General features: G+C 46.0%; 9 protein-coding genes and 1 pseudogene. 1 reads left to right on the forward strand and 9 read right to left on the reverse strand.

Going from position 1 to position 12,840, the window contains the following annotated elements:
• The first annotated feature begins 531 nt into the window (after nt 1–531).
• Nucleotides 532–1,770, forward strand: coding sequence for a DUF4427 domain-containing protein (locus GVL50_RS20080; RefSeq protein WP_256671899.1), 1,239 nt, complete (start codon nt 532–534; stop codon nt 1,768–1,770).
• A gap of 210 nt (nt 1,771–1,980) precedes the next feature.
• On the opposite strand, the gene GVL50_RS20085 is transcribed toward GVL50_RS20080, so the two are convergent.
• From GVL50_RS20085 to GVL50_RS20125, 9 genes and pseudogenes are all read right to left on the reverse strand, one after another.
• Nucleotides 1,981–3,105, reverse strand: coding sequence for a ParA family protein (locus tag GVL50_RS20085; protein WP_159814869.1), 1,125 nt, complete (start codon nt 3,103–3,105; stop codon nt 1,981–1,983).
• Nucleotides 3,106–3,451: 346 nt separating this feature from the next.
• Nucleotides 3,452–4,501: a hypothetical protein gene (locus GVL50_RS20090; protein WP_159814870.1), complete on the reverse strand. Its 1,050-nt coding sequence runs from the start codon at nt 4,499–4,501 to the stop codon at nt 3,452–3,454.
• Between the two features lie 247 nt (nt 4,502–4,748).
• Nucleotides 4,749–5,306, reverse strand: coding sequence for a hypothetical protein (locus tag GVL50_RS20095; protein WP_159814871.1), 558 nt, complete (start codon nt 5,304–5,306; stop codon nt 4,749–4,751).
• A gap of 2 nt (nt 5,307–5,308) precedes the next feature.
• Nucleotides 5,309–7,171: a hypothetical protein gene (locus tag GVL50_RS20100; protein ID WP_159814872.1), complete on the reverse strand. Its 1,863-nt coding sequence runs from the start codon at nt 7,169–7,171 to the stop codon at nt 5,309–5,311.
• A gap of 8 nt (nt 7,172–7,179) precedes the next feature.
• A complete protein-coding gene (locus GVL50_RS20105) occupies nt 7,180–9,324 on the reverse strand; it encodes a hypothetical protein (RefSeq protein WP_159814873.1) in 2,145 nt (714 codons plus the stop codon).
• The gene (locus tag GVL50_RS20110) at nt 9,325–10,476 is read right to left on the reverse strand and encodes a tyrosine-type recombinase/integrase (RefSeq protein WP_159814874.1); all 1,152 of its coding nucleotides are present in this window, start codon (nt 10,474–10,476) and stop codon (nt 9,325–9,327) included.
• 89 nt (nt 10,477–10,565) lie between these two features.
• A pseudogene (locus GVL50_RS20115) lies at nt 10,566–10,937 on the reverse strand (endonuclease); the annotation flags it as partial.
• A gap of 4 nt (nt 10,938–10,941) precedes the next feature.
• A complete protein-coding gene (locus GVL50_RS20120; protein WP_371262368.1) occupies nt 10,942–11,211 on the reverse strand; it encodes a DUF1654 domain-containing protein in 270 nt (89 codons plus the stop codon).
• Between the two features lie 198 nt (nt 11,212–11,409).
• Nucleotides 11,410–12,498 (reverse strand): asparaginase, encoded by a 1,089-nt coding sequence (locus GVL50_RS20125; RefSeq protein ID WP_159814875.1) that lies wholly within the window; start codon nt 12,496–12,498, stop codon nt 11,410–11,412.
• Between the last annotated feature and the right edge of the window lie 342 nt (nt 12,499–12,840).

Raw genomic sequence — 12,840 nt, forward strand, 5'->3', positions numbered from 1 at the left:
AGGGTAGTCAATCCGCAAGGCTTTCAGCAGGTGACGCCGGCAGGACAGCGATTTGCGGTTGGATTAATGTTTCCGTCCGTTGCAGGGGTCTTTGTATCCGGCCAGGAACCAGGACACTAGCCAAGTCGCGAAGAAATGCTCAGCGCCATTTAAAAGCTTTAACCGATCAAGGCGTGGTTAGGGCTTTCTACGCTGTTTCCAAGTTGTGAAATCCAATTAATTTGCTGCCTCTCCAGCTATCTAGTTTTCACAATATTGATATTTTTATAGCGTAGTGGAGATTGGTTTTGAAAATTAATGATATCGTTATTTCCTGCTTTATTGATGGCTGTCGAGGCAATTTATTTTGATGTTTCAATATTTATATTATTAATGGGGTCGGAGAATTTTAGAAAAATGTCGGTGGGATACTTGCGTCGTTGGTTGCTTGCGTCTATGTTTTGTAAGTCGGCTAGTTAATCTAAATTCACAACCTTCAAAAATACTTTGAAGGTGTCGGTACATTGCCCTTGGAAAGTGGAGCCCTATGAGATGCCTAAAAAAATCGACTTGAGGACTACTCCACGTATTGCGCACTATTTTCGAAATGTTGATCTGACTGGTAAGTCTTGTCCGGAGTTTGTCCCTGAAGGGTTCCCACTGAACTGCCAGAATGATGATGACCAATGGTCGGCTGGTTTTCTTCTCAGGGTTGCTGTGCGTTTCCGACACCTTTGGGCCACTTTTGGCATCAGGGAGGGCAAGAGGGCTATTCATGGCTCGCAACCGGCCGTGTGCTTTACGAACTTCAATCTTGCTGACTTGATCGCTGTACGCGATCGTTTACGTCCGAACAATGAGGCAGCGACTCAATACGCCCTCACTTTCCCAAAAGAGATCGCGGAGAAGGGCGGCATTAGGCCATTCGCTCCTTGGCCTAATGGGCAGACGAACCTGCAGGACAAAACGGCGCTTCAGCTGGAGGGACGTGAGGATGTCCAGAATCACTTCAGATACGTCGGCGCCGAAGATAACCTCTCTGATCAGTTAAATTGGAGTTCAGAGTGGCGCTGGCATTACCCCGGAAACTATGATCGTTGTATCGATAAGATTGAGACGGATGGGGTGGAAGGCAACACTATCCCTGGACTTAAGCTATCCCAGAAAAAATGGTCGGGAATTGGTGTGGTAGTCCCGAACCTGGCGGCGGCCCGTAAACTTCAGTACGACATTCTTTCTTTGATCGACAGGGGAGTCGTTTCGGAAACACATTTTGATCACATCCTAGTCTGCGACATGCTTCCAGCGAACATCGGTGATCTAGGCGAGAAAGATATGCGAATTGCCTTCTCCGAGGCCTGTTTTGATTTCAAATCATGTATGGCAATTTCAACTTTGGAGGCTCACGTTTCTTGGCTCGATTTTTCATCTCGTCTGTTGACTTTTGAATCTTCGACTCCCAAGAAAACTGTAGTGGAAAAAGGGGGCTGCTGGCTCTGGTTTGAGGATAATACCCACCGATACGTTAGGGCCTTGATAAAGACGGGTCGGGTCAAGGTGAACGATCAGGGACGCTATCTCGCTTCTCTGGACGAATTGGATCCTCACCGAGATCTCCGTGAGCGCCAAGACATAGCCGTAGAGCTCTCCAAGCAGTTACAAGAAAGGTTTGGCATCCGGAGCAGTTATTTCGCTGTGCTGCACTCGCAGTGTCCGAATGACGTTCCCTCATACTGTGGAAGGCTTTGGGGGGGAGGGTATTACATTAGGGCCGCCCCTGAGGACGAATGAAGGAAGCAAATATGATAGTTTGAGCGACTGCCTACCTCAGGGGGCGTTAATGGTTATAGCGTGTGATGGGTGACAGCGCATTAAAATGCGCTGAACGAATACGCATCGTTTTTTTATGACCAAAGAACTCACCGTGGAGGTTGTGAAGGGCCAGGCGCACACCCAGGACGTCTTCTTTGTCGATTCTGAGGGCGCCGTAATCGTGCAATCCTATAGGCGCCAGTTGATCAGTTCGTCAGTGAGTCGACGAATTTCACGGGCAGCGTGGGATCTTGGAGCGAAGTCTAGGAGGGAATCAAAGTAACCACATTCTTGTGGGTCGCTAGCATTTTGTTCGTACATATCAGTCGCTATGCTGAAGGCACTGGTTAATTCAGTTTTGAGATGCGGGAAGTCGAGTGTCTCGATCTGCTCCAGTACGCGCTCACGGGCTCGGCAGCTTGCGTGCCTCGCCGCATCGAGTCGTTCGCTCTGCGCATTGTCTAGCGTTAAGTGATCACCAATGAACTCTTCTAGCTCCTTACTCACACCGCCTACGTCACAGTGGGTGAGCAAGCCAAAATAGCTAGGTGTCGTTTCACGACATTTGATTTGACGCAGAGCGGAAGCAAACTTTTTGGCACTGCGCACGGACATCCAGCAGTTCGTGTCAATGATGATTGCGACCAGGTTAGAGAATCGCCGTATCAGCTCGGTAGTTCGATTCATATCAATCAGCACGTAGTCGTATCTGGCGATAAGCTCTTTGAGCTTTTCGGTAGCTCGCTGTTTACGTTCCAGAGCTTCGAGCGCCTCAGCGTGATGCGAGCGGAAGATTGCCTCCTCATGCGGTGGCAGGCTGGCCAGCTGCTCACGCATCTCCCTGCGCCGCTGCTTTACTGCGGCGGGGAAGGTAATCAGGTCGAGCTCATCATAGAAGTCAACTTTGCTGACCAAGCTACCTGGCTTCGGTTGCTCTTCGTCCTCACATGCACAGCGGAATACCAAGTCGTCTGTCACTATCGCGACGCGAAAACCTAGTTCTATCAAGCAGGCCGCAACATTGAGGGTGATGGGGGTTTTGCCAACCCCACCTTTGGAGCTCGAAATAGAAAACGCCAAGCCGCGTGGCTTGCGCATAGTTTCTTCCTCAAGAGTCTGTACTTCGAGACCAGAGCGGGCGAAGAAACTCCACAACGCAGCAGGGGAGGGAGAGCGGGCTGTCTCCTTGTCGTCGCCAGCCTCCCACGACCGCCAAGTACGTTGCTCAACATGGGCCCAATTGGCGGCGAGATTTATGCTGATGTGGCCATTCTCACGTACCCGTTTTAGGAGCTTACGTTGTTTGTTGTTCATCTTGGCTCACCTACGAAGTCTGTCGATGCGTGAAGATTATCTAAACCCAAGGTGTGGAAAAACTATGAGCATTGCTCCGCCCAATTTCAATGTCGGCATTATTGAGGGTGGTGCCGGTTTTGGCGGTTCTCATGCACCATAACAGCCAAATCATTCGACCCTCAGAATATGGCGTGTTGCGATGTCATTGGGCGCTAAGATGTCCTGGAAGTCCATGGGGCAAGAATCTTAAACGGAGCCGCTGACTTATAATCTGGTAGGCCGTTGATGACTAAGGTAATCAGCGCCTTCAGGTGTCACCGCGAGACGCAGGAAGCAGGATGGCCAGAGGAGGAGGTGGGACACTTTACCTTAATGGAATTTGGTCAGGTTTTTTTAGGTTGAAGTAAGCTGATAAAGTTGTCGTGAAACCACTTGCAGTGCCGACAACGTAATTAGTGAGCGAGCTTCGTTTAAATCCACTAAATAAATGTTTGTGGGCAGAGGGGACGATAATTAAATACTTGTGCTGGATAGGACTGTTCGAGAAATACTCTAAAATAGACGCTGGCCTTCTAAGGGCGATAGGCTCAATTTTAATTTGCAGCGAGCCGTACGTCGCGATGAATCCTGGGGACGTGGCATTTTCATGGAACTCTAGTCGAGGGTAAATACTGTTCAGTTGGTAGAGTTTAGAGCGTATATTGAACTCCATGTGAAGCGGCATCGCCACGGTTTTAGAGTAAAGGATTGAGTGTTCGTGAGGTTGTACGGCGACAACCTTGGATAATCTAAGTCTGTAAGTCCGAAATGGAATGGATTTGTAGGTCTGAATGTCATAGCCAATTCGTTGATTACAAATAACAGACTCGCAGTAATAGCGGTCATTGCTTATGTAAGGCCGTGATTTGCAAACAGGGCAAACAGGCAGATATCCTTCGTAATTCGATATTGAAACAGGCCTGTAAATCCTGTCAAATAATCCCTTTGGGATATTCGTGTTTTGATCAACTACAGAAGGCGTTTTGTAAGTGTTTACCAGCTCTCTGAAATTTTTCGCGCCGCAGGCCTGGTTAGCTGTTTGTACTAATTTATCGATTTCCTTATCTCGATCAACTAAAAGATTGGAGCTCGTCTCTAGCAGAATTTCGTGCGCTGTTACATGAGGAGCGCCGTTAACAATCAAAGCTCCTCTGAAGCCTAGCAGAACAAGCGGGGGAAGCCATGTTTCTAACGGTTTACAAAGATTTTCAGCTAGATCCAACGGTGCGCAAGGCCGAATATTATCATCGAATCTCCAGAGTAATATTGCGGTATGCGTCAGCAACTCAAGCTGCTCCACACTGCCCATATCGAGGAACGCAGCTTGTGCGAGAGAGTTCAGAATTGTGTCTTTGTATCCCCAGTCTTTGGCCATGTATACACCTAACTCAAACTGCGCTTTTGAAGCAGTCAATTAGGTATAATTCACTATTTTATTGATGGCAATCAAATGATAGACTCTGGCTATCAATATACGTTTTAATCGGCAGGTTTTGTCATGCAAGTTACTGATTTATAATGTGCCTGTTTTTTGACGTGTTTGGATCTGGCGACGAACGGTCAGTGCGATGCGATTCAAAGCCGTCTGGCTGACTGTAAACAGATACTTCAAAAGAGTCTTACTATGCGTTATCAATATATCGTTGGTTCAGTAACCCTTGCTCTGCGATAACCCGATTGAGCCTGCGCACTTCCTCTTTTAACTGATTAATTGTCACGACCTGTGTACGGCTATTTTCGAGAATTTCACTATCAAGCACACTGCTTAATGCCTCTACTAAGCGAAGGTTTGTTAAACGATCTATTTCAAGCTTTTGTTCCCGGTTCTGCCTTATCAGTTCTTGTTTTGTGAGTTTCCGACCACTAGAGTAGCTGGCCGCTGTTGCGCTTTGAAAAAACATATCAAGATCGGAATTTAATGATTGAATGAGTGCTATCAAGTCAGGTTGACGACGTTGGGTTATGGTGCTTGGGCTAACGCCACATCGTAATGCGAGTTGCCTCAATACTATGTGACGCTCTTTGATTTTAAGGTTGGCAGGTGTTTTTGCCTTCTGCTTAATTATTTCAAACTCGTCGATTGCCGCATTAAATAATTTTTTAGTAGTTTGAGTTTTTACCCAGTCTGGTATCTCACGAGGTGGCGGAGGAGTTCGAAAGTCGCTGAGCCGGATTACCATGATTAAACACCAATTCTTTTGGAGATTTGTGAAGCCATGTTTTCACTAATTTTTGCGAGAGCTTTGATCTCATGGTTCGCAGCGATTTCAGAATGAAGAATGCTACAGCGAATTAGGTTGTCCTTTTGGATAGTGTTCCCCATGTTATTAGGGCACCCAGTGCAACGCTCTGCACATGCTCCCCCTTCTATTTGCGGAATTCCGGTTTGCGGATCTCGGCAACGAGCTTCGCGCTTTGAATTTTTAAAATATACACAATATCCCCATTCGAACGCTACAATCCGTTCAATGGTATCGATCAGCCCTAGGTACTGCTTCTCAGCTTCTTCGAGAGTCAGAAACTGTATTTTGTTTATCTCATTTTTAAGCCTGATATAGGCAGGGCCCCAGAACTTTTCGTCCAATACTCCCTCTGCTATTTTTCCTATAATCTCGTAAAGGTAGTTTTTTTCAGCAATGGAGCGGACTTCTTCATTTAGTTTATTTCTAAGATATATATCTGTCGATGTATAGCTAGTTTGAACGAAATGTTCGCGAATATTTTCCCGTACATCCTCATCAAACCTACGTAACGCGAACTCCGCGAATGAATGCCTAAATTGATGAAATGTTATTTTGGGGTGGACGGTTTTCGCTTCTGGTACCAAATCTAAAACTTCTTCCTTATAGTATCGGTTTATCCTAGCTATGAGAGTTATATGATCAAAACCATAACCGTTGGTTAAGTATTTATCTTGAATAGGACTACCTCCTATGAGGTCTTGGCTGATATTGACGCGATTGGTTCTATGAATTACGCAAAGAGGCTGATTGGTTGAGTCGAAAAATGAAAGATTCCACGCGATGTCTACCGCTTTTTTAGTCAGCTTAGGTATTGGCCGGGGAACTCGGATACCTCCATATGATTTGTCCAGGTTCTCGTATAATAATGCCGTACCATTTGTAGGATTAGTACCTTGATCGGTGGAGCGAGCTGAAATAAGTTCTGAGTAGCGATGGCCTGTTTGAGTAAAGCAGATTATTGACGCGGCATCGATGACTTTGTCGCACCAACTCATGAACTCTTTAGAGTTTTTCCATGGTAAGCAAGATATAAATAAATTTCGACTTTTAAGCAACGAATTTAATCCATAATAGTCATTTTGGGAAGTATGAAAGCGACCGACTATGTCATGGTTGCCATCTCTGGAAAACCACGAGTTAATATCGATGGGGTAGTTTGATCGCCACGTCTCAAAAATGCATTCCGCAATTTGAGTTTTGGTGGATTCAATAATGTCAATTGATCTGGATAGCATGAAAGAAGCTATGCAGAATGGAACAGCAGGATAACTTTCACCGCGCATCCATTCGCCGTATGTAATGCCATGATAAGTCAACAGCGACTCTGCAGCCTCTCGTTTGATTTTAGTTGTTATGGGAAAGCTACATCCATCATTGATTTTACCGAGCGCTTTCGCTGAATTGCTCAGGCTAAGTAGCGAAGTGAAGTTTGAAAAAACGCTATATGAATAAAAAGGTATTTCACCATTTTTGTTTTGATTCCTTTGCATGAGTAGTCTCAGAAGCTCAATTATCTCATGTCTGCTCCAGTTCCAAAGAGGCTTGTGAGGATTTGATATCTCCCAACGTTCACATAATTTTTTCAAAAGTTGAGTGGTGTTCCAGAATTGTGTTGCCGATTTTACTAATATGGGCCCTTTGCGATCATTGCCTACCACGCAGGATGTTTGCAGAAGCAACTGCTGCGCCCAATGGCGTTTGTTGTTATTACACTGCCAGTCAAAAGTGATTGATCTATTTTTTTTAGTAATAATATCGTGAATCAGTAGTTTGTCGTCGCCAAAGGTATTTTTAGTAGCCATTATGCACCTCAAATGAAGGGCGTCGGAAGCTTATGCGTTGCTAAAATTGACTTGCCTTCTTCAATTGTACGCTGGTCGAATTTAGTAAGAATAAAGTCAGCATAGGCATATTTTAATGCGATATCCATTCTTCGTTCGGCACTGTCTGCCTTTGTGAGTTCACTCTCACATGTAAATTTATATGAGATTATTAGAGCAGCTGTTACTGGTAGTATAATAATAATTCTATTCTTGTTTTTCTTTGATTGAAAATAACCAAATGGCGTGCAGGTATAATTTTTTGCTTCGAGTTGTGTTACCAAATAATTGAAATCGGATATTGCGTTTTTAGAAAATAGGTTGATTTTTAGACCCAGAACGTCGTTTATTTCGTCTAGTGTGATGCATTTGGTTTTTTCGGCGAGAAACGCTAGTTTCTGAGCATCGACGACCTGGAGATGGCCTACCGCTTCAACAAAATTACCTCGTGCCGTGATTCTATGAACTGTCATGCTACGATGCTTGTAGATGAACTCTTTCGTCCAAGGCGTGTGTGCGGTAGAGTCTGCAGAAACCTCGACGCGAGAGAAGCGGTCATAGGGAGAAGTAGACACGGGATGGTCATAGCTAACGATTGTGCGCGATACCCCTATTACATTCGCCGTTAAAGACGTATTGGTGATTTCTCCCGAATTATTTTGAGGCGCATCATCAATATCACAGTCTAAGCGGGGAGAATTTGCTGCTTTTCGGTTACGGTAATGCACGCTGTTTTTTTGAATGAGAAGTTGATAATACTTTTGAAAGTAATCTGCCCCTGGATTGCTATCGTTTATCGTGATAGCGGCGTGGGTTTGAGGCCAGCAAGCCAAAAATAATGGGCGGTAAGAAATCGAGCTTAGGTTCTGTCGGCGTGAGAATGGGGTTTCATATTGAAAGAACATGCCAGGTCGTTGTGCTACTGTTGGATATAGCTCGTCAAAGCGAATTTTTAGTTTTTTATAATACGATAGGATTTTATATTGCCAGCTTGCCCTATGATGCATTGTTGATACACGTTCTCTAGGTTCTGCCCTGTTTTTGAGGTAATTCACTGTTGCATGAGTAACTGTTACATCCACATCCTCCAAAGTCAGCAATTCTTGACCTGAGAGCTGAATTCGGTCACTTGCGAGTAGCCACCTAAGGCATATCTCTTCAGCCTCACAAGCAGATAGAAGACTACGTAAGTCTAAGCCCTCAAAAGTCAAGTACTGCGCGGATTCCGTCAGTTTTGATATGGGTAGAATTGTTCCTGTGGATTTGGTTCTGACGCAAGTTTTTATTTTTTTATAGTGGGTTTCCAGTGAGTCGGTACTTTCTGATTCGAGGCTAATCTTTCGAAATTTTTCATTGGAGAAAATTATCCGCTCTATCAATGTTTCATTTTGGCTAAATATAATAGAGTTAAAAATCGCATCGTAGTCTTGCGAGTTTGGAAGTTTAAAGTGCCAGTCTATATCCTTTGTCGGGTTCTGTTGGAGTTCAGCCAAGCGCTCTTTTACTTCTGAATAATTTAAAATAGTCGCTCTATGGTCTTGGAATATTTTCAAAAAGCCGAAGCAGAAACTTTGGAGGGAAATTAGAAGCTGTCCGTCATCAAAATTATGTGATGGCAGAAGCTCTGACATAGCGGGATCATTCCCATCTAACTCGTCAGACTTAGGAATAGAGGGGCGACTAGACGTGACAGCTAAATAGAAAGCTCTTTCCTTGTGGTCAACAGTATTCATCCAAGATGCATCAAGCGCCCACTCCAGCATTACTTGCAGAATTCCTAATGATGTACGGATACTGGATGGTTTCTGACTTTTTTCCTTAGATAAATAGGTAGCGAAAAGCTGAAGAACTATGGTGGGAATTTCGCTTGGAGTTTTGTAATGATCATCTAGATATTCAAAAAAACGCTCAGCTTCACTGGAAAATTTATACAGGTATTCGTAATTTTCTTCAGTTTTGTTCTTCAAAAATTGAATTATGATTTGAAGAAAAAGCATGGTGCTAAATCTGGCGGGTATAGAGATTGTCTTATATATTATCTTTTTGCATCTACCTTTGTATTCGATATGTGCGATAGTGTTATCGATAATTTTTAATGAAGATTCGGAATTGGTATTTCTATCGGGGGTATTCATCTATGCACCCATGACTGGACTTAATTTTTTGCGTGTTTGGTCACGGTTATATACGTTCGCCTCGAACACAATGTACTGCTTAGTAGTTCGCCAATCGCAATGACCTAACTGTTCAGGTACGTAGAATTTAGGATCGATCCCATGGGCATAGCAGAAGGTAACTAAATTAGTAGTGAACGTATGCCTCAAACAATGAAATGTTAAAGATTTTGCCGATGCGAATGATATTGTGAAAGGCGCCGTCTCAAGTTTGCTTAGATCCTTAATTTTTTCTTTTATGGCTGGGATAGAGATTTTTTTTGCTCTATTGAAGACCCTACTTGCATGGCTTTCTGATAATGAGAAACCATCGATTGTGCATATTAATTGGTCGCCTGGTATGCTGTGACGATGTTTCTCTAAAAAATTTCTGATTTTTTCAATAATAATCGGATGCATTTCAACACCGCGAAGTTTCTTGCCTCCTTTCCCGAAAATATTAGTTATCGTTGAATCAGTTCCTGATTCTCCGGTTTTGTTTAAAGTATTTTTTATTTTTGAAATTTTAAAGTTAAGAGGATCTACAACCTCAGAAGCACGAAGGCCCATGTGCAGGCCGATTTCTAATATTAGTTCGTCTCGTGCCCGCAGGAAACCTGGAGTTTCATTTACATTAGAAAGAAGAATTTCAAATATTTCTTGGTTTATATATTTTTTATTAAGGGCTAGATTAAAGTTTTTTTTGCCTCTACCGATTTTTGTTTCGCCATTGATGGTGTGATATAAGAAGCTGAAGTCGCAAGCATGGCTGATCAAGCCGCGACTTTCTGCAAACTTGTAGAAACCATTCAAGTTCGCGCAATGGCGCTGTATCGATTTTTCGCTTAGTCCTAAATCATGATGTAACGTGCTTTCTAAATAACCCGACATCATACCATCGGTGATGTCCTGCCATCGGCGTCCGCTTTGGGCTAATGCTTCAAAGTATTTTTTCAGATCGTACCCGGCAGCACGTACCGTTAGCTTGCCGGGGCTCTGCCTTGCTACCTGCAATAGATACAGGCTAGGAGCTAGGATGATTGAGTCTTGCTCAAGCTGCCCATCCTTGAGAAGGACGTAAGCCCCAAGCACTCCTCCTGCCCAATCGATGTTCTCCACTTCTTGCAAACGCATTTGGCATGCTCCTCTGAAGCACTACCTGAAAGCGTAGAACAGGGAGGAGGTATGTCAACAAAACGCTTTCAGATGACCGCTAGCAGATAAACCTCGCCAATGCTCGGCACCAGGTTGTGCAAATCGGCTTCGGCCTTCTGATAGGTCGGGTCGTAGCGCGTGCAATTCTTGCGGCCGCCGTCCTGCCAGCATTGGCGCTGATGACCAATCTGCCAGGCCGGCACGATGTGTTCCCACTCGATGCGCGACGCACGCTTGGCGTTCTTTCGCGGCACATAACCGCAGGCCTTCAAATCCACTTTGTTGCCGGAGTATTTGCACCCGCAATAAAACTCCGTGGACTGTGGCGCGTAGAGCTTCCACGCAGCCTTCTTGGCTTCAGAAAACGTGCGTGGCGCTCCGGCCTGTGCGCCAAGAGCGATGAACGACAACAACAGCAGAACAAAACAGCGGACACTCATTGAATCAATCTTCCTTCGGCACAACCCAAAAAATCTGCACACCACCATCGTCGCGATAGGCGAGGGTAACGTTGTCGTTCTCGTCGATTTCCTCAAGCAAGCGCTCCCAGTCATCCATCGGCTCGTCCGGCAGACGGAAGATCAGTGCGGCTTTGGCTTTTTGTGCGGTAGGGGAATTGATGATCTTTTGAACGCGCATACCCATGCGTTCAAAGGCGTCAGGAGCATCAGGGGAGGTGGCCACGAGGTTATCCTTATTAAGCTGTACGTGCATACAGTATTTAACTGTAGGCATTTTCGCAACTGCTTAAAATTCAAGAAAATCCTCTGACAGCGGCTTTTTGATTTTAATGTGAGGCGAGTCGATTTTTTTGTAGGAAAAATGCAGAAGGGTTGTGAGCGACACACCACTCGCCCGGTAAACGAGTGGTGTGAAGTGTGCCCAATCGAGAAATGATCGGGCGAAGGTCAATCAGTATTCCCAGAACATCCGCTGCAGCTCTTTGCTGTCGTTGGTTTTGGTCAACGCGACCATCGCCAGAATGCGGGCTTTCTGTGGGTTCAGGTCGTGAGCAACCACCCAGTCGTACTTGTCGTCAGGCTGTTCGGCGTTGCGCAGAACAAAACCGCCGGCGTTGACGTGGGACGAACGAATGATTTGCACGCCTTCCTTGCGCAGCTCTTGCAGCGCTGGCACCACGCGGGAAGACACCGAACCGTTGCCGGTGCCGGCATGGATGATTGCTTTGGCGCCGGATTGGGCCAGGGCTTTGTAGGCTGTATCGCTTACGTTGCCGTAGGAATAGGCGATTTCTACGTCAGGCAGGCTCTTGATGTTCTTGATGTCGAATTCCGAATCCATGGTGTGGCGCTTGGCAGGCAAGCGGAACCAGTAGGATTTGCCTTCAACGACCATACCCAGCGGGCCCCAGGCGCTTTTGAATGCTTCGGTCTTGATGTTGATCATTTTGCTGACGTCGCGACCCGACTGGATCTCGTCGTTCATGGTCACCAGTACGCCTTTGCCGCGCGCGTCTTTGCTGCTGGCCACGGCCACGGCGTTGTACAGGTTGAGCATGCCATCGGCGGACATGGCGGTGCCTGGGCGCATCGAACCGACAACGATGATCGGCTTGTCAGTCTTCTCGACCAGATTGAGGAAGTACGCGGTTTCTTCGAGGGTGTCGGTACCGTGGGTGATGACGATGCCGTCGACGTCTTTGCTGTCAGCCAGTTCGGCGACACGACGACCGAGTTGCAGCAGGTTGTCGTTGGTGATGCTTTCGGACGCGATCTGCATGACTTGTTCGCCACGCACGTTCGCCAGTTTGCTCAGTTCGGGAATACCGGCGATCAATTGCTCGACGCCGACCTTGGCCGCCTGATACGTCGCGCTGTTGGCGGCGCTGGCACCCGCACCGGCAATGGTGCCGCCCGTGGCAAGCACCACAACGTTGGCGAGTTTGGTCTGGGTTTCGACTTCTTTTGCCTGGAGGGCGGTGGGCAGGAGCATAAGGAGGGCCAAAGCGCCCGGAACCAAAGTGTTGAAAGCAGATTTCATTATTTTTCTCTCTAGTAGTGAGACGGTGCTGATGCAGGTTCATCTAGATGCGCCCCGGCCGATCTGGATGCCGGGGTGCAGGGTAGGGAGCAGGATCTGTACCATTCGTACTGTGTTTGAGAAAAATGTTTAAGTTAATGATTTATATCATGATTTATTCGATCGATAGCGTGTCGTAACCAAGTGCATATCCGGCTTTCCGAACAGAACGGGCTTTTATGTTCGGCTCACCGAAAAGCATGGCGATGTTGATTGCCTGTCGGGAGTCCGACGTTTCCAGCGTCTTATTAAAGAAAGCGTCAGGCAGGCCGATGCCTGTTCAAGGAATCCATTTTTTCAGGA

Source organism: Pseudomonas sp. 18058 (assembly GCF_902706155.1).
GTDB classification, from domain to species: Bacteria; Pseudomonadota; Gammaproteobacteria; order Pseudomonadales; family Pseudomonadaceae; genus Aquipseudomonas; species Aquipseudomonas rustica.